Here is an 18,560-nt window from a genome sequence, read left to right as displayed (position 1 = left end):
CCTGGTGAGATTTCTGTTACCTTTGTATCCGAAATTAAACAGTAGCAGGAAATTCCGACGTGAACAGATACTTTATTTATTTAGGTTATAACGGCAAGAAGTTTTGTGGCTGGCAGGTGCAGCCGAATGGTGTGACGGTGCAGCAATGTATAGAGGAGGCGTTGGCAACCATCTTGCGCCAGCCGGTCCCGATAGTGGGAGCCGGACGGACGGATGCCGGTGTGCATGCCCGCCTCATGGTGGCTCATTTCGATTGGGCGGAGCCGATTGCCGACCTGGCTTTTCTTGCGGAAAAGCTGAACCGCCTTCTTCCCAAAGATATTGCGGTCTACCGGATCGTACCGGTGTGTCCGGATGCGCATGCCCGTTTCGATGCCACTTCGCGTACTTACAAATATTATATTACGACACAGAAAGATCCGTTCAACTATGAGCTGGTCTATAAGATGTCCGGCAAACTGGATTTCGAGGCGATGAATCGTGCCTGTCAGGTTTTGTTCGACTATATAGATTTCACCAGTTTCAGCAAACTGCATACGGACGTGAAAACAAATAACTGCCGTATCTATAAAGCCGGATGGGAGAAAGAAGGCGACGTTTGGGTTTTCACCATACAGGCCGACCGTTTCCTGCGTAATATGGTGCGTGCCATTGTCGGTACTCTGCTGGAAGTCGGCCGGGGCAAGCTCTCTATAGAAGGTTTCCGCCAGGTAATCGAAGCCAAAGACCGCGGTCGCGCTGGCACCTCCGCTCCCGGCCATGCCTTGTATTTGGTCGACGTCACCTATCCCGAAACCGTTTTTATATAATTTTCAATTGTCAATTCTCAATTTTCAATTATTATGTGGCTCGCATTAGCCTTCATGTCCGCCTTCCTTTTAGGTTGTTATGAAGTAAATAAAAAGATATCATTGGACGGGAATGCTGTTATTCCGGTCCTGTTCTTCAATACGTTGATAAGCAGTCTTATTTTCGTACCTTTTATTATCCTGTCTTTTTGTACGGATGTGCTCGACGGGACGATGCTCTACGTGCCGCGTGTCCCGTTCGAGACGCATGTGGCTGTGTTCATAAAGGCTGTGATTGTCCTGTCATCCTGGATATTCGGTTATTTTGCCTTGAAGCATCTGCCTCTGACTATCACCGGACCGATTAAGGCGACACAACCGGTCGTGACATTGGTGGGGGCCATGCTTATCTTCGGCGAGCGGCTGAACCTGTACCAGTGGATCGGGGTGATTCTTTCCATCGCTTCTTTCTACCTCCTTTCTTCGTCGGGGAAAAAAGAGGGAATTCGTTTTACGCATAATAAATGGATATTTTTTACCATATTGTCCATCCTTACCGGGGCGGCAAGCGGTTTGTATGACAAACACCTGATGGGCAGCTTGGATGTGATGACAGTACAGGTCTGGTTTAATGTCTATCAATGCCTGATGATGCTTCCGATCCTGTTGTTTCTTTGGTATCCGCGCCGGAAAAACACGACGCCGTTTGTCTGGCACTGGAACATCATCTTTATTTCTGTCTTTTTGTGTATAGCGGACTGGATTTATTTTTATGCATTGACTTTCCCCGGTTCGATGATCTCGATCGTTTCGATGGTACGCCGCAGCAATGTCCTCGTAACCTTTATAGCCGGTGCTTTATTCTTCCACGAGAAGAACCTCAAAAGCAAAGCGATCGACCTGTTTTTAGTATTATTAGGAATGATATTCCTGTATCTCGGTACGCGCTAAAACTATTCTGTGTATTTTTGTGGACAATAAAGTGAAGAATAATGAAACGATTTTTACTGACTATATTGCTTTGTGTGTTTGTGTGGGGGATGAAGGCGCAACAGATGGATGCTATTTTTGTTGTTATGCCGGACCAGTATGTTCCCCAGTTGGAGAATGCCTGGCGTAAGGATTTGATTGATTTGTATAACACAGGGAAAGAGGCGAAGTTGAAAAATACGATGAACGGCTTTTCAACGCTGAAGAAGCTGACGGATGACTATTTGTTGTTGCAGGTGACGGATCGCAGTACGGTAGAAATGAAGTTGCTTCCGTTGGTCAACGATACTTATGTTGTTTGTATGATAACAACCGTTTATGGTCCGGTTCCCGACAGCCAGATCGAGTTTTTTACGACAGACTGGAAGCCGCTGGAAGCCGCAGACCTGTACACTCCCGTACCGGCAGAATGGTTTATTAAAGACGATGCGGATAAAAACAGCATCTCTTTTACAGAAGCGACAACCCGCCTGGATATGGATTTGAGAAAGTATTCACTTAGCCCTGACAACCAAACGTTGACTGTCGAATATACGACTCCTCAATATTTGTCGCAGGCAGAACGCAAGCGGGTTGAACCTTTCCTGAAAAATACACCTAAAGTATATACATGGGAGAAATTCCATTTCAAATAAAAGGTCCGTTCATTTAATGACGATCTGTGCCTCGGAATCGAATACGACGTGTATTTCGTTGTTATCTTGTTTCAGTTCGAAATCATAGAACAGCCCGTCAGGCTTTTCGATCACCGTAATATCATCTATCCTGTATCCGCTGTAGGCAGAACTCAACAGTGCATCCATAATGGCAACAGGCACATCCCGGCTGCCGATTTCCCATTTTGTCGATATCCATTGGTCTTTTGTGTCGAACCAAATTTCCTTATGTATATTCTTTTCCCGGATATCGACTTCCGTCCCGTCGTGCTCTTTCTCTGTATTTAGGATTGTGGCGGTCGGATATTTGTGCTTCAGAAAATTCAGAATGGAAGTTGAGATGTTTTCAGTTGATACTTTTTGCCGGCTGTTATTGCATGAGGCGAACAAGATGAGGCTGCACAGGCACAAGAGTAATACGGATAATTTAGTTTTCATGACTTGTTGTTTTTTATAATTATTGTTCATTGCGGGTCTTTGTCAGAAGACTCTGTCTCGGTAGAAACAATTCTTTTGCCGGTAAGGTTTGTCCTATAGAATAAAAAGCATCCCGCAAAGGGGGAACGGATGCCGGGATGCTAAAATATGGATTTTATATATAGATTCTATTTGCCAAAGGAAATGTTTCCGTCTTTGTCGATGATTACTTCCAGATCTTTGTCGCCGATTTCTATTTCAACCTCGAAATACATGCCTTTTGTTACATGGTCGACAACGGTTACTTCCGTATTACGGATAATTTCCGGTTTTGTCAGGTCGATACCGGCTTGTCCGGCCATTGCAACCAATTTAGCCAGGATTGCAGGGTTCAGCGTATTCATGATTTCCATCGCTTCCGGCAAGGTCGTTTCAAATTCGGTACTGATCCAATTGCCTTTGGCATCCAGTTTGACTTCTTTGTGAATGCCGTCGTCCAGAATGTCTATTTCTGTTTCGTTGTCATCGTCGTCCGCGTCGATTTCTAAGATCACGACACTCTTGCTATTCGGGAACAGTTCGGCGATTTTCTTTTTGATCTCGTCAGATACGATAACAGGCAGGATTTCATCATCGTCGTCAGTATCCAAAACATTTTTCAGCAGGACACCGTCAGGAGAGAAGGAGAGTTCTCTTTCTTCTTTTCCTTTTTCAATTTCGATGATATAAATAAGTCCCATATCGAGACGACTCACAACGTCTACATCATCGTCCGCTTTCCAGTCTGCATACATTTTTTTTCTGGTAAGCATCGAATGCTGTTTTTACGGCTTCCGGCAGGTTGGCAAACGGAATATCCTGGTTAACCTGTTTTTCAGAGCCATTGTCATCATACCAGGCAGAAGTGGTATAGCTATTGCCTGCCTTTGTAATAGCGCCTGTCTGGAAGCGGGCAACGTTATAATTGTTCTTCTTTTCCCATTTTACATCTTTAATGTCTCCATATTTGTTTTCAAAAGCTTTCAAGACAGCTTCGGGAACATCCGACGGAATGACTTTATCGTCATCGTCGTCACTACAAGCAGTAAACACCAAGGCACAACAAGCGAATGCCAGAATCAAATTTTTTAGTTTCATAATTACTTAATTTAATTACATATACTGTTAGAAATTATCTTTTGCCGGGTTTCCGTAACAATCGAATGCCAGTTCGGTTTCGTCGTTCAGTTTGATCCGGTATCTGTTCTCTTCTTTAGTTGCAATAACGATCCGGGTGGCCGGATAGAAATCTTCCAGATATTTTATCAGGTGATCGGGAAATATCTTTTCCGGGATAGTCCCGGGCTTCCCTTTTATTTGTATCCATTTTCCGTTGGATTGCCTGAAATGGATATCGATGCCGTTTGTCAGGATCACATGATAACATTTGGACTGAAAAAAGCCGTTCTCCAACTCGATGTGAGCTATTTCTGTTTCCGGGAAATGCTTTAGTATAAACATCCGGCAGGCAGAAGGGAACTTTTTCTGGCTTTCGAGAGTGGATGGTCCGTTCGCAAGCGCGTTTTGTGCTATTATCGCGAACAGCAAAATCAGTATCCACTCTGTATTTTTTCTCATTCTTCCGTTATTTACGTGACAAAGGAATGAAACGATTTGGGAAAGATTTGGGAATCCTGGCTATTTGAATGTTAATTTGAACTCATGAAGTTGTTTGTCATGGTTATACTCTACTTGTATTTCATACAGCGCTGCGATCGATTTGACAATGGCAAGCCCCAGTCCGGTAGACTCTTTGTGCCGGCTTTGCCGTTCGTAGCGGTCGAACAGGGTGGAGGCATTCAGCCGGGGCGCATTGCTGCTATTGGCAACTGTCAGGGTATGGGCGGTTATTGTAATCTGGATAATGCCGTCCTGGCAGTTATGGATGTATGCGTTCTTTATCAGGTTTGTGAGCAGGGTGGAGGCAAGCGATTCGTTCATGGTCGTGAATAGCTGTGCCGAGTTTTTAACAGTGACTGTTATATGCTTGTGTTCGTACATTTCGTCGAGGTTTTCCTGTATCCCGGAGACCAGCTTGTTCATCTCTATACGTGATGTTTCCGGGAACTGCCGGTTCTCGATGCGAGACAGGAGTAGGAGTGATTTGTTCATTTTGACAATCCCGGAAAGGGTTTGATGCAGGCTGGCTATATCAGACAGTTGCCGCTCGGTGCAATCCGGATTTTCACTCATCAGCTCCAGTTTGTTAATGCAGATCGCAAGCGGCGTTTGAAGCTCGTGGGCGGCATTCTCGACAAATTGTTTCTGCATATTATATAGCTTGGTGTTCCGGCGGACCACGTCTTCGATCGCTTCGTTCAGGATGTGAAATTCTTCAATCTTTGTTTCGTTCCGCAGCGGGATGTTGGTTTTTCCAAGCCTGTATTTCTTCAACCAGTCGAACAGTACATATAGAGGATGCAGGCTTTTCCTGAACACAAGATGTATGACCAGCAAGATACAGAACACTAATGAAAAATAGAGGATGGCGAGCCCTATAACCGTTGCTCTTACCATATCTTCTTTTTCGAGAATGGAGGTGATGATTGTCAGTTCGTAGTATTTATCGTCGGATGTGCGAAAGCAAGTCCTCAATCCGCGTACCGGGATGGAGATCATTTCGAGGGGAACAACCCGCGTGGAATCGAAGAATACGTCCTTTGACAGGTCTGCCTCTGCCGGAGGAATTTCATGTATATAATATTGTGTCAATATATCCACATGGTCTGTCAATAATGTGCTGTCAGCCAATGCTGCTTTGATGATCAGCATTTTGTGGTTTGTCAGGCTTTCATCCGTTTCCTCGTTTATTTCCCGGATAATGGTTATGTAGAACGCACATGCCCATGCCGACAGGATCAGTAGCAGGGGAACAGACAGGTTGCGCAGTGTATATTGGCGTAGTCTCATCTCTCTTCGTATATCATTTTGTAGCCGAAACCATATACCGCTTTGATTTCAGGCAAGGCTCCGGCCGCTTTTAATTTTTTCCGGAGATTCTTGACCTGGCTGTAGATGAAATCGAAATTATCCGCCTGGTCTATATAATCTCCCCATACGGATTCGGCTAAAGCCGTTTTGCTGATAAGCCGGTCTGGGTTGGTTACGAAATAATAGAGCAAGTCGAATTCTTTCCGGTTCAATATGAGTTGGTTGCCATCTATATAGATAGCGTGACGGTCGGGATACATGGTGATATTTGCAATCGTGATGTCCATTTCCCCATCTTGTTGTTTTCGGCGTAAGACACATTTGATCCGCGCGTTCAGTTCGGCCAGATGGAAAGGTTTGGTCAGGTAATCGTCTGCACCGAGATCCAGCCCTTTCACCTTGTCTTCAAGTGAGTCTTTGGCGGAAACGATAATGACGCTGTCCTTCTTTTTCATCTTCTTCAGCTCTTCCAGCAATAACAGGCCGTTTCCTCCGGGCAGCATGATGTCTAACACGATACAATCGTAGTCGTAATCGTTGATTTTGAGTAAAGCTTCCCGATAGTCGGCTGCACTTTCCACTACATAGCGTTCTTTCTCGAGAGAACAGACCATGATGTCGCGTAATGAGTTTTCATCTTCAACAATTAGTATTTTCATATCCTCGTAGCTTTGAAAAACAAAGATACTGAAATATTCTGGCAAAATTCTGGAATCAAAGAATTTCAGAAAAACATGAAAAATTGCCGCTTATCCTTAAAATTGACAGTTTGTCTGATAGAAGGGCGTTTTTTATTTGTCAGTTTCAACAAAAAACAGTTTCTTTAAGATATTTTTAAGAGAGGTTAAATGGAGAGGAAAGATGTGCTAAAACTATATTTGGTCGGATTAGTCATATTCTGGGGGTTGGGCAGTTGTTCTTATAAACAGTCCGGAGAGTTTGACAGAGAAATGCTTATGACAGATTCATTGTTGGCTCTTTATCAGGATTCGATGACTGAATCTCCGCAGAGAGTAATCGAAGTTTTTTCTGAAAACCGGTCGCTTTTGAAGGATAGCTTGTGCATCTGTATGCTATTATCTCACGAATCCAAATGTTATTATTATCAGAACCGGATGGAGGATGCTTTGCGGACAAATGAAGAGGTGATTCGCTTTTGTCGTGAAAGGCAACCTTCGGACAGCTATTTGTCCTTGCTGGCAGAAGCCTATAATAACCGGGGAGTCTATTGGCAGGAACAGAGTGAGCGCGATTCGGCTATTACTGTTCTAAAATCGGCGGTCGAAATTTTGCATATGACAAAAAAGAGAAGCGTGTTACCATCCGTTTATATGAATTTAGCCGATTCATATTTGCAGAACGGGGATTATTCATGGTGCGGTTTTTATTACCGGAAGGCTCTTTTTGTTGCAGATTCGTTAGGGACGGGAGCGCGGGATCATTTTGCCATTTATTCCGGTCTGGCCAAGTTATATGTGGAACTGGAAAACTTTCCCGAAGCGGATGAGTATTTTACAAAGGCGGAGCAAATGGATAGCCTGTGTACCCCTTATGAACGTTATTTCTTTTCCAACACCCGGGGAAATTACTACTATAATACAAAGGAATATGGGAAGGCCCTCGATTGGTTCCGCAAAGCGGACCGGATTACAAATGCTTTTCCCCAGCCGCTCTATAAAGCGATTGTCCGGGGGAATATGGGTGAAATATTTATCCTGGACAAACAGCCGGATTCGGCCCATATCTATCTGGATGACGCTCGCCGACTGTTCGGAAAAGCTTATGAACATCCTTCTTTTCGCTATTATATGGATGGCTTGTATGCTTCCTTAGCTTTGTTGGAGAATGATCTTCCCCAGGCGGAGCAACTGCTTTCGCGTACTTATGACCTGAAGCTGGTCAACCCGCTTTACATATATTATAATAACCGCCGGATGCAGGAATTGTATGATAAGAAAAAGGATTACCGCAGAGCTTATGAATTTAAGACGAAGGCCGATATGTTTAATGACTCGCTGCGGAATGTGAAGGTGAGAAACAGTTTAGCGGAGATCGATTTCCGGTACAGGCAGGATACGACTTTGCTGAAAAAGGATATTCAGCTTATGGGTGTCCAAAATGAGGTGAGTCACTGGAAAACTGTTGCTCTTTATTGTGGCTTGTTATTACTATTGTTTTTGTCAGCCTCTTTTTGCTGGATTTTGTATAAGCGAAGAAAAGAAGAAAAATTGTATTGGAAGCAGATGGCTACTGTGAATCGTCTGCGTATGGCTGTAGTCCGGAACCGTATTTCTCCCCATTTCATATTTAATGCATTAAATATCATATTGCCGACTTTCCGGCAATATGAGGGGGTTGGACAAACCTATCCGCTTGCTGATAAAGGTTTTGCGTGGGAACTTGATCTTTTCCGAACAAATAGCTGTCCCCTTGAAAGACGAAATACAATTGGTTCAGGAATATTTGCAACTCCGTATGTTAGGTGATCCCGGACGAATCCGGATTATTTGGGATTTGCCTTCCGAAATACCGGAGACCTGGTTGATTCCTTCCATGTCTATCCAAATCCCGGTGGAAAATGCCGTGAAATATGCTTTTGACCCGGAAGATGCAGATGCCTGTATACGGATACAAGTCACCGAGAAACAACAATGTCTTTATATCGATATAGAAGATAACGGCATTGGTTTTTCCAATGACGGGCATTTGCAGAAAGAGGAGCAGAGTACAGGATATGGTTTGAAGATTTTGAACCAGACCATTGATATTCTGAACAGGCGGAATAAGAATAAAATGAACTTTATTATACAAGACCGTTGCCGGCTTGAACCGGGTGGCCACGGTACTTTAGTCTCTTTTGTAGTCCCGTTTGATTATACGTTTGAATTATGAGTGAAGAAATTACAGTAGTTATTGTCGATGACGAAATAGCTTCTATACGCAATTTGAGTAATGATTTGTCTGCTTATTCCGATATCCGCATCCTGGAAACGACAACATCAGTCGAGAAGGCGCGCAAGATTATCATTCGCCAGCAGCCCGACCTGCTTTTCCTGGATGTGGAAATGCCGAAGATGTCCGGCTTCGACCTTTGGCAAAGCATTCGTGCCGATGTGCATGCCGATATGCGAGTGATCTTTTACACGGCATACGATAAATATGTCTTGGACGCTTTGCGGGCGTCTGCTTTCGATTATCTGTTGAAACCTTATCTGCCGGAAGAACTGGATGCTGTCATCGAACGTTTCCGGTGTGTCTTTTACCGGAGTAAAGTCAATATGGAACAGTCTATGCGCCGTTTGCTGGCGGACGATTGTAAATTTGCGATCCAGACGGTAACAGGCTTGCTGTTCCTGAAACGCGAGGATGTTCTGATGTTCCGTTTTTCCGATACTTATCGCTGTTGGCAGCTTTACCTTGCCAACCGGACTGACTATAAACTTCGTATGAATATTTCCGCCCGCGATTTACTGAATATGAGTGTCTCGTTTGTCCAGATCAGCCAGAATTGTATTGTCAATATGGACTATCTGTGTTCCATCGAAAATAAAACGCTCGAATGCCGTCTCTATCCGCCTTTCAACGACATCGAGCTGGTCGCTTCGCGCCGCTATTATGGGAGGGTGAAGGAGTTGCTGGAGATTATATAGTAGATCGGGGAAATTACAATAACCCCCTTTTTAGCCATTTTTCTATTTCGTCCGAAATCTTGATCGATTTTGGATTGACTCTTTTTGCTGTTTTGGCCTTTATGGCTGACAACAGGGAAAATGAGGTGCCGAGCCCATTCCAAAAAGCGTGCAATTTGATTATCGAAAGATGAAAATGCTGTCAAAGTGATAAACCTTAACTCCCGGAGAATCGCCTGTAGCAAAATAAAACGGACGGCGTCTCAAATATCCCAAGGAAATTTAGGGGCTTTTTTGCCCTAAAAACGGTCGTTTGTCAAAAGAGGACGGTCGTAATCGCCACGACGACCGTGCTAATGTGTAGTGCACTCGGCACCTCGCGAAGATTAGGACGGTCGTAATGGCAAAGAGGACGGTCGTAACGGCAAAAAACTCCCGAAAAAAGGGAAAAAGCCCCTTTTTGACGCCCGAAAAGTGGGTTAACATTTGTTTGCTTTCAGATATCTTTCGAGTCTGTAAAAAACGTTTTTTACAATAACCCTGAATCATAGACGATATTTTCCTGTCACTTCTATAGCTAAAATTCTTTTTATTTTGTCTGCTGTTTTTTACCGCTTAACGGTAAATTCGATAAGTTGTCCGACCATGGGGATTTTACCCGTTGCCGGGATGTTTGTGTTTTTTTACATTTGAAAACCATATAGAGGTTTGCTTAAAAACAGAGGAAAGGGTAAGACAAGCAAAAGTGGGGTGGCAAACGAATAATAAAATATAGAAGTATGGAAAAATCTTTACACAGATTATTGAAGATCGTATTTATCACGGTTATAGTGAATACCCAATTTGTGGTTGGGCAATCGGTCGACGATTTACAGAACAGATTGGATAATCCGGTACAAACCCGGGCCGGGGAGGTGGAAACTGTCGATTTGTCTAAGTACGAGGCACTGGAAAGAGAACGTCCTTTATATGTTCGGAATGGTAAAAGTTATAAGTTTATTAATGGAACACTGAAAAGAACTTTAGCTTTGACAGACAGTGCGCTGCTGGTTATTTCGGCTGGTAGTCTCGTTGAATTAGGGGATGGAGCCGTTCTCTCCGGAGGAACATGGCAGAGCGGACATGAATTGGTTTTATTGGAAACAGGCAGCCTTAAACTATCTTCAGGTGAAATAAAAGATTGTGGCAATCCTGCTTCTACGATATACGATAATGCTGTCCTTGTAAAGACTCAAAACAGTTCTTTTGAAATGACCGACGGTAAGATTACCGATACAAGAGGAGTTGAAAATTTGGGAGGGGCTATGACTTTTACAGATGGTAGTATCAAAACCGGATTTATAACCTCTAATTCAGATTTCCTTTTAAGCGGTACTGTTTCCGTTCCCAGTATTGTATTGCAAAAGGGAGCAAAGATCCGGATTACGTCTGCACTGGAGATTCCAATTAAAATCTGGCCTTCTTCTTTGTCTGAACTGAAGTTATCGGCTATACCGGATGACCAATTCGAAGGCATTATTGTCGCTACGGGGGATAACTACACGCTTACGGAAAATGATCTTAAAATGTTGAGTTCTTCCAGATTTACTTCTTCCGAATGGAAATTTGTTCTGGAAAACAACTCTGTCGTCATACGCAGCGCGAAAGGCATTGTTGATGCCGTGACCTTGCAAGCCTATCTGAATAATGCGCCGTATGGGACGAAAGAACAGCCTGTCCGGGTCGAGATTCCGGCTGAAGGAATCGAGCTGGATCGTCCTGTTATGGTTCCGGCAGGTAAGCATTTTCTTATTACGGGAGGTAGTATCACCGTGAATGATTTACAAAATGGAGATTTTGCTTTTAATGTACAGGATAATGCTTCTCTGACGTTTGATAATATCGTTTTGGATGGCGGAAATTATAAAGGGCAAACTTATTTCATGGTACGTGGAACACTTCAGATTAACAATACGGTCACTTTCCGCAATACTTCCGGCTACAAGTCTTTCTATTATATATTTGATACCGGTTTAGCCAATGTATATGGAGGAGATATAAGTGGCGTCGAACGTGGTGTCGATAACTCCGGTTCTTTTAACTTTTATGGAGGCTCATTTGCTACATGTACGTATGGTGTCTATAATTATGCCGGCGGACATTTGGTTATAACGGATGGAGTTATCAATGAAAGCTGCACGCATAGCATCTACTCGTATGCCGATTTCCGGACAAAGGGAAATTGCGGGATGAACAATATCTCGATCGCAAAAGATTGTTGTATTTATATGACTTCTGAAATGAATAATGGCTGGGTCGTTAGTTTTATCAATGATGATTTTACTACGGATACTCCGATTATTGCAGGTGAAGGATATATATTGAAAGAAACTGATGTAAATAAAGTGCGGTTTATTGTGCCGCAAGGTTATGAAAGCTACTTGAGTCCAGCGAGTGGTTGCATCCAGATTCGGATGACCGGTGAGGCCGCAGTCCGTACGGAGAAAGAGCTTAAACTGGCAATTGAAAATGCGACTGGTACATGCGGTGGTGAACCTACTGTCATAAAGATTGAAGGTGAAGTATTGATCTCAACGATTTATATTCATGATAAGTCCGTGAAACTTACTGGCGGAACGTTGAAGCGGGCTTCCGGATATACGGATGCTTCATTTTTGTTGAGCAATGCTTGTTTGACATTGGAAGATGTGGTTGTCGATGGGAATAAAACGACGTTTACAAATGATCAAAGTGTAATTTGGTCGGCATTTGATTTAAGTAAGCAAGCAAAATTGACAATCAATAAAGGAACGGAGATAAAAAACTACCGGGTGCGTGGAACCCATGCCGGATTGATCTGGATTGCCGATAACTCAGCTTGTACCTTGGTGATGAATGGCGGAACTATCCGTGATAATGATCTTCCTGATGCAGAATTGATAACGGACTGTACGAATAAGTATCTCTCTTTTGAAATGACGGGAGGATCGATTGAGGAGAACACTACCGGATACGGTATTGCCTGCGTGAAATCTTTTACCATGTCTGGTGGAATTATAGAAAACAACGTCTTTAAATATCCCTATAATGTAAAAATGCAGACCGGTCTGATAAAATCTGGCGGTATTATTAAGGATAATCAAGGCGGATTGCTGGTTAATTTGGACCTGAAAATAGAAGGGGATGGAACGAACGTTATGGATTCTGTTGTACTTTATGATCCAGCAGCACGTATCAGCCGGAATGGGAAACAAAAGTCGGAACTTGTCTTGAATCATTATGCTTATAATGCAGGGAAACTAACTGCCGGAACGGTTGTCGTTGCCGGATGTGATGGCTATCAGTTGACGGAGGATGATCTGAATAAGTATATGTATAAGAATAGCGATTGGAAACTTGAATTGTCCGGTAATACGATTGTCTTGAAAGAAAGCGAAGCTCACTCTTTTGAAAGCGGAGACGATTTGCAGGATTTCCTGGATGGCTTGGGACAGAGTGGCAATGTCGGTACGGAAAAAGATCCGATTGATATTGTATTTGCCAGTGCTCCGATTCGTTTTTCGCATCCGTTATGTGTACCCGAAGGGGCGCATCTTCTCTTTTCGGGCGCATCGTTTATTCGGGAGGAAACTTCGTTGAAGGATATGCCCGCATCCGAAGCGATGTTAGAGATTCCTTCAAGTGCTTCTTTATCACTTGTTAATACGACAATAGACGGAGTGCAGAAAGAGGTCGGGGAAGCGCTTGTTTCTGTAAGCGGGCAATTGAAGGTTGGAAGTGGCTGCGTGATTAAAGGTGGTTCCAATAAAAACGGAGCTTTGGGAGCGGCCATACATGTGGCGTCTACCGGTGTCCTGACAATGACAGGCGGAACAATTTCAGACAATGTTGGGAAGCAGGGAAGTGCTGTGTTTAATGAGGGAAACTTTGTTTTGGCGGGTGGCAGTATTTCCAATAACACGAGTGAGATTGGTAATGTTGTCAATAATGAGAATAGTACGTTTATGATGACGGGAGGAACGATTCATAATAATAAGGTAACACAAGGATGTGGAGGAGTTTTTATTGGAGAAAACTGTCTGGCAACCTTTACCGGAGGTGAAATTAGCGCAAATGCTCATAGCGATGTCTATTCCTGGTCGGATGTGAAGTTCAGTGGAAATACGAAAGTTGCCGGTTTGTATATGTCTGTTGCGCCAGCCAAGCTACTTGTTTCTTCTGCTTTGCAGTATAATCTGAAGTTAGCTTCTGTAGCAGAAACGGTTGTCCCCGGTATTGTTGTCGCACAGGGAACGGGTGGCTATAAATTGACGGCTCAGGATTTGGCGAAGATAAGTTGCCCGGATGAAAAATGGGTGTATGCGCTGAAAGAGGGGAATGTCGTTCTTGTAGATAAAGGTTCAACCGCAATAGAGGAAGTTGCAATGCATCGGAAAGTCTATATGGAGAATGGACATCTGATTTTAACCGGACAGAGAATCGGTGAGCCGTATTTTATTTATGCAGTCAGTGGAAAACTGGTTCATGCCGGAAAGATTACAAGCGATTGTGATTCTTATTATCTGACAGAAACAGGTCTCTTTATTGTCAAGTGCGGCAGGAATACGTTCAAGGTGGTGAATCTTAGTCGATAATAAATTAGGGTGTAGTAAATCGTATGAAAAAATATTGGATAACAAAGATAAAGTGGAGCCTTGTTCTGATTTGGGTAATTTCTGCTTTGGGCTATGCACAAACAGACGGCTCCGGTCTGGCTGCCAAAGCGAATGAAGCTAAGAGATGGGGCTTTGAAAACAAGGGGGAGAAAAGCGGTTGGTGGCAGAAGGCGGCTACGCTTTCCAATAACGGGATTTTGGGGACTGGCATTTCGTTTGGAAACCAGTTGGATGACATTCTGCATGTCGGTTATGAGACGGAATGGGCGATTCCTGCCCAATATGAAAAAGTAGCCAAACGGTTTGAGGAGAATCTGGCAGGCGTGCAGTTGAATGGGCGGGTCGGCTTTGTCGACCGGTATAACCGTTTTATCATCGAACCACAGTTTGAACCGGTTGACAAACTAACAGGATTCAGCCGGGGATTGGCGGCGGTCAAGAAAGACGGGATGTTTGGTTTCATCGATAAATCAGGGAATTTTGTGATCCCGCCTAAATTTGAGTGGGCGGAGAACTTTGAGGAGAATGATTTGGCTGCTGTTAAGATGGACGGCAAGATAGGGGCGATCGACTTGAAAGGAGAAATTGTCGTTCCTTGCAAGTATAAACTGAAGGAGATGATGACGAAACTTCCGACTTCAAACAAGCTTTATAAAGAAACGGCAAAAAAAGTGGAGGCAGATCGGGGGAATGGATTATATGATGAGCTGTTAGCTAAAATAGAAGAGGCGGGGAAAGCTGCTGATATGTTGGTTATGGATAGCCTTTACCGCACTCCGGTTCCGGCCGATTCGCTTTGGTCCGTACCTATGCGCTATGAAGAGATCGCACGCGTGGGCGATGGCTTCGCTCTGGTTGCGCAAGACGACAAATGGGGGGCGGTCGACCATTATGGGCGGCTGGTGATTCCTTGCCAGTTCGATATGATCGAATATATGCCTGAGGGGGAAGTGTTTGCGGTCTATAAGGACGAAGAGGTCGGGCTGTATAGTTGGACGGGTGCTTTGGTTGTTCCGCCGAGTTATGACCGGATCGAACCTTTTGTAGCCGGAACATCGGTCGGTTGGATTAACTTTGAACACGGACAGATCGGTGCGGATGGTTTGGTGATGGACGATTTGCTGGACAGGGCGTTTGCGAAAGCTGTCGTGTACGATGAAGCCGGAATGTCTGCGGAGGCGCGTGTACAATATAAGAAAATACTGTGTATCGATCCGACTTATGCAATGGTTCATAATAATCTTGGAATAATGGACATTGAAAAAGAAAACTATAAAGAAGGTATGAACCGCCTGAAAATCGCCAATAAACTGGACCCGGAAAACAAAGAGATAGAAGCAAATCTGAAACAAGCCAAGAAAGACCGGCGCGAACGGCGATGGAACCGGGTGGAACAAGGATTCATGACCGCAGCAAACATTATCGGAGTTGCAGCCGGAACGGCATTGGCGGTTGATGGCGTGAAGAACGGCGGGGGCGATGTCGCCTCGATCGGACAGGCGGTTAGTAGTCTGGCAGAAGGCGATGTTGCGGGATATGTGTCGGCAACAAGTAATATGTCGTTGGCAGCCCATGCCGGTGATGGTGGCAATTACGGTGGCGGCGGTGGTTCCGGTGGCGGTGGTGGAAATAACTGTGCCTTCTACCGTTCCGAGATAAAACGACTTTCATCTCGTCTGGCGAACGGGACTAAAGCAAATGCCGGACGAAAAGGAAGTGCGGCAGGAAAGAATGCAGCCCATTCGATTTCTCCGGATCTGGCAGATGGAGCAACCGCCGGTGATTACCGGGTAATCCATAGCTCGGATCGCTTAAACAATACATACGCGAAATCATTGGAGCAGATGCAGAGGAAGGCGCGACAAGCCGGATGCACATTCTAAGAAGTAAGAAAGGCTGGAAATTTTTTCCGGCCTTTTTTAATTTTTTTCCATTCCTCATGTTATGTTTTCGTTTCTTTGTCGTCATAATAACAGAAATGGAACTCGAAACATTTAAAATAACCGTATTGCCGCTTCGGGAGAAGTTGTTCAATATTTCCAGGCGGATGATGGAAGACAGGTCTGATGCAGAGGATATTGTGCAGGAGACTTTTCTCAAGTTGTGGCAGATACGCGAGAAGCTGGACAGTTATAACAGTGTCGAGGCATTGGCGATACAGGTTGCCAAAAATCTGGCATTAGATAAATTGAAACAGCACCGGCCCGAAGGGACGGATATAACGCAGCTCTCGCTCGATTCGGGTAGCCGGAATCCGGCGGAAGAACTGGAACAGCAAGACACCGTTGCCCGCATCCGCTGGCTGATAGGCAAACTGCCCTCGCTCCAGCAGACCATTATCCGGATGAAAGACGTAGAAGGTTACGAGTTGGCGGAGATAGCAGAAATAACAGGTACGCAGGTCGAAGCTGTCCGGGTTAATCTTTCGAGAGCGAGAAAAAAGATACGGGAACAATTGGTTAAGGAATTATGAATTTTGAATTATGAATTATGGAAGAGAGGATTAAATATATGGAAGAGTTGCTGGAACGGTATTTTGAAGGTGAAACTTCAGCCGGTGAAGAGCAGCGGATTCGTGCCTTTTTTGCATCCGGAGATGTGCCGGAGCATTTGGCAGCCTATAAGCCTCTGTTTGCTTATTTTGATGAAGAGATCGAACAGTTGAAGGAGGAGGAAGCCGCCCCTGTTCCCGTGCTTCATGTGGGGTCGCATAAAAGCGAAGCCGGTGTTAAGCGGGCTATCCTTTACACGCTTTCGGGAGTGGCTGCCTGTGTGTTGGCTTTGCTGAGTTTCAGCCGGCTGCTGTATCCGGCCGATCCCTGTTTCTGTTCCGATAACTATGTCGTGATAAACGGCCGTTGCTATACAGATATCCATACAGTCCGTTCGCTGGCATTTGAAGCGTTGCAGGAGGTGGCCACTCCCGCCGACGAATATTTTCCGGTAGAGGATCAGGATGAAGCTGACCGCCGGATAATAGATAATCAATTAAAAGAGTTAGGAAGCCTTTTTAGTGAAGACGAATAAAAAACATGTCAAGATGAAACAGTTGAAATATACATTATTAATCATGCTGGCAGCCCTGTTGCTGCTGCCCGCCGGTGCCGGAGCTGTCGAAGCGCAGAAGGACCTGAAGATACAGGATGTCTTTACACGCTATGGCAAAAGAAAGAATGTCACGATGGTGGAACTGTCCAACGAAATGCTGGAAACGTACGGAATGACACGTTATAAGAGCATTACGATCAAGAACGATCCGGAAGCTTTGCGTTTTACCCGCCAGTGTCTCGAAGCCGACCAGCAGGGTGCCCGTAAGATTAAGGAGGTGACGGATGACGGGGGAGTGGTTTCCGCTTATTATCAGCTTCCGGGGAAAAGTCCGGATGTGAACCGTTTTGTCCTGTTCAAGGTCAACTCCAAAGGTGTCATCACGCTGGTCTATATCGAAGGAGAGCTGGATAGTGACGACCTGATCACCCTGCTATTCACAGAAAAGAAATTATAAACTGATAAACAACAAAGAATATGAAAAGATTTCTATTGATTATAGCCGCATGCATTCCAGCCCTTGGATTGCTGGCTGCAAATGGTGAACTGATGCCTGCCGACACTGTTATCAAACTGGATAACAAGCGTATCGAAGTGAAGGAGAACGGCGACCGGATGAAAGTGAAAGTCTATGAACTGACCGAAGAGGGCGACTCGATAGATGGTGAAATGATCTTTGAAGGACATTATCTCGACGGACAGAGCTATGAACGGCGCAAACATATCAAGTCGATCAACATCCCGATCCCGTCTTGGGATAAGGATTTCGATCCGCATTGGGCTGGATTCGGCATGGGCTTTGCGAACTTTTCCGGTAGCGACGGGGTTAATGATGTGGACGGCGTTACACTTCGCAGCGGTAACTCGTTGGAATATAATCTGAACTTTATGGAATTCAGTTTCCCGTTTTCCCGCTACAGATGGGCGGTTGTGACAGGTGCCGGTATGCGTTGGAGCCGTTACCGGCTGGATATGAATGCGCATTTCCAGGAGGTAGACGGGGTGACGCAGTTGGTGCCTGCTCCCGAAGGTGTCGTTTATGATGCCAGCAAATTGAATATTACCAGTTTGACGATTCCTGTATTGTTAGAATGGCAATCTGCCAAACATCGCCGCAAGTCTCCCCGTTTCTTTGTTTCGGGCGGTGTCGTAGGTGTCGTTAAAACGATTTCCTCTTCCAAGATCGTTTACCATGATGCAGATGGCGACAAGCGCAAGAAAAAGATGGACCGGGGCATGAACATCCGTCCGGTGACAATGGATTTTCTGTTCCAGGCAGGTGTCGGCTGCATCGGTTTCTACGCCAAGTATTCGCCGATGGGCCTGTTTGAAAAAGACAAAGGTCCGAAAGTGCATCCCGTTTCGTTAGGGTTGCAGATACATCTATAACAGATCTATTTTTATTTTGACTTGCAGGAAATCTATTTT

Annotated in this window: 18 protein-coding genes; 12 read left to right on the top strand and 6 right to left on the bottom strand. The window is 44.7% G+C overall.

Features of this window, described 5'->3' with window-relative positions:
• The first annotated feature begins 59 nt into the window (after positions 1–59).
• Genes truA through DW083_RS02815 form a run of 3 tightly spaced genes read left to right on the top strand, consistent with a single transcriptional unit; the run spans position 60 to position 2,413 of the window.
• The gene (truA, locus tag DW083_RS02825) at positions 60–809 is read left to right on the top strand and encodes a tRNA pseudouridine(38-40) synthase TruA (RefSeq protein WP_122331349.1); all 750 of its coding nucleotides are present in this window, start codon (positions 60–62) and stop codon (positions 807–809) included.
• A gap of 33 nt (positions 810–842) precedes the next feature.
• Positions 843–1,739: a DMT family transporter gene (locus tag DW083_RS02820; RefSeq protein ID WP_122331348.1), complete on the top strand. Its 897-nt coding sequence runs from the start codon at positions 843–845 to the stop codon at positions 1,737–1,739.
• Positions 1,740–1,780: 41 nt separating this feature from the next.
• Positions 1,781–2,413 carry a DUF3256 family protein gene (locus tag DW083_RS02815; RefSeq protein WP_122331347.1) on the top strand — a complete coding sequence of 211 codons (633 nt, stop codon included), beginning with the start codon at positions 1,781–1,783 and terminating at the stop codon, positions 2,411–2,413.
• 9 nt (positions 2,414–2,422) lie between these two features.
• Here the strand turns inward: DW083_RS02815 and DW083_RS02810 are convergent, their stop codons facing one another.
• The 6 genes from DW083_RS02810 to DW083_RS02785 all read right to left on the bottom strand — a co-directional run bounded on the left by DW083_RS02810 (position 2,423) and on the right by DW083_RS02785 (position 6,480).
• Positions 2,423–2,872 carry a PepSY-like domain-containing protein gene (locus DW083_RS02810; RefSeq protein ID WP_122331365.1) on the bottom strand — a complete coding sequence of 150 codons (450 nt, stop codon included), beginning with the start codon at positions 2,870–2,872 and terminating at the stop codon, positions 2,423–2,425.
• A gap of 167 nt (positions 2,873–3,039) precedes the next feature.
• Positions 3,040–3,663: a PepSY-like domain-containing protein gene (locus DW083_RS02805; protein ID WP_122331346.1), complete on the bottom strand. Its 624-nt coding sequence runs from the start codon at positions 3,661–3,663 to the stop codon at positions 3,040–3,042.
• The gene (locus tag DW083_RS02800; protein ID WP_122331345.1) at positions 3,617–3,988 is read right to left on the bottom strand and encodes a PepSY-like domain-containing protein; all 372 of its coding nucleotides are present in this window, start codon (positions 3,986–3,988) and stop codon (positions 3,617–3,619) included. The genes DW083_RS02805 and DW083_RS02800 overlap by 47 nt, the downstream gene beginning before the upstream one ends.
• Positions 3,989–4,015: 27 nt before the next feature.
• On the bottom strand, positions 4,016–4,468 hold the full coding sequence (locus tag DW083_RS02795; RefSeq protein ID WP_115499904.1) for a PepSY-like domain-containing protein: 453 nt from the start codon (positions 4,466–4,468) through the stop codon (positions 4,016–4,018).
• A 60-nt stretch (positions 4,469–4,528) separates the two neighbouring features.
• On the bottom strand, positions 4,529–5,800 hold the full coding sequence (locus DW083_RS02790) for a HAMP domain-containing sensor histidine kinase (protein WP_122331344.1): 1,272 nt from the start codon (positions 5,798–5,800) through the stop codon (positions 4,529–4,531).
• Complete coding sequence (locus DW083_RS02785) at positions 5,797–6,480, bottom strand: response regulator transcription factor (protein WP_122331343.1); 684 nt, start codon at positions 6,478–6,480, stop codon at positions 5,797–5,799. Before DW083_RS02785 ends, DW083_RS02790 begins: the two co-directional genes overlap by 4 nt.
• A 189-nt stretch (positions 6,481–6,669) precedes the next feature.
• Here DW083_RS02785 and DW083_RS02780 point away from each other — a divergent pair, with 189 nt between their 5' ends.
• The 9 genes from DW083_RS02780 (at position 6,670) to DW083_RS02740 (ending at position 18,521) form a co-directional block, all read left to right on the top strand.
• Positions 6,670–8,307 (top strand): hypothetical protein, encoded by a 1,638-nt coding sequence (locus DW083_RS02780; protein WP_122331342.1) that lies wholly within the window; start codon positions 6,670–6,672, stop codon positions 8,305–8,307.
• On the top strand, positions 8,252–8,713 hold the full coding sequence (locus tag DW083_RS02775; protein WP_158582079.1) for an ATP-binding protein: 462 nt from the start codon (positions 8,252–8,254) through the stop codon (positions 8,711–8,713). The genes DW083_RS02780 and DW083_RS02775 overlap by 56 nt, the downstream gene beginning before the upstream one ends.
• Entirely contained in the window at positions 8,710–9,471 is a 762-nt protein-coding gene (locus DW083_RS02770; protein ID WP_115499900.1) for a LytTR family DNA-binding domain-containing protein, read from the top strand. The genes DW083_RS02775 and DW083_RS02770 overlap by 4 nt, the downstream gene beginning before the upstream one ends.
• 758 nt (positions 9,472–10,229) lie before the next feature.
• A complete protein-coding gene (locus DW083_RS02765; RefSeq protein WP_122331340.1) occupies positions 10,230–14,063 on the top strand; it encodes a hypothetical protein in 3,834 nt (1,277 codons plus the stop codon).
• Between the two features lie 23 nt (positions 14,064–14,086).
• Entirely contained in the window at positions 14,087–15,967 is a 1,881-nt protein-coding gene (locus DW083_RS02760) for a WG repeat-containing protein (RefSeq protein WP_122331339.1), read from the top strand.
• Positions 15,968–16,062: 95 nt separating this feature from the next.
• A complete protein-coding gene (locus tag DW083_RS02755) occupies positions 16,063–16,557 on the top strand; it encodes an RNA polymerase sigma factor (protein WP_115499892.1) in 495 nt (164 codons plus the stop codon).
• A gap of 17 nt (positions 16,558–16,574) precedes the next feature.
• Complete coding sequence (locus DW083_RS02750) at positions 16,575–17,111, top strand: hypothetical protein (RefSeq protein ID WP_122331338.1); 537 nt, start codon at positions 16,575–16,577, stop codon at positions 17,109–17,111.
• A 13-nt stretch (positions 17,112–17,124) separates the two neighbouring features.
• Positions 17,125–17,589 (top strand): hypothetical protein, encoded by a 465-nt coding sequence (locus tag DW083_RS02745; protein WP_122331364.1) that lies wholly within the window; start codon positions 17,125–17,127, stop codon positions 17,587–17,589.
• Between the two features lie 20 nt (positions 17,590–17,609).
• Positions 17,610–18,521, top strand: coding sequence for an outer membrane beta-barrel protein (locus DW083_RS02740; protein ID WP_122331337.1), 912 nt, complete (start codon positions 17,610–17,612; stop codon positions 18,519–18,521).
• Positions 18,522–18,560 lie beyond the last annotated feature (39 nt).

Origin of the sequence: Parabacteroides sp. AF48-14, from assembly GCF_003477465.1 — a bacterium.
GTDB classification, from domain to species: domain Bacteria; phylum Bacteroidota; class Bacteroidia; order Bacteroidales; family Tannerellaceae; genus Parabacteroides; species Parabacteroides acidifaciens.
Note: the sequence above shows the minus strand (reverse complement) of the source record. Positions and strands in the feature narration are given on the sequence as shown.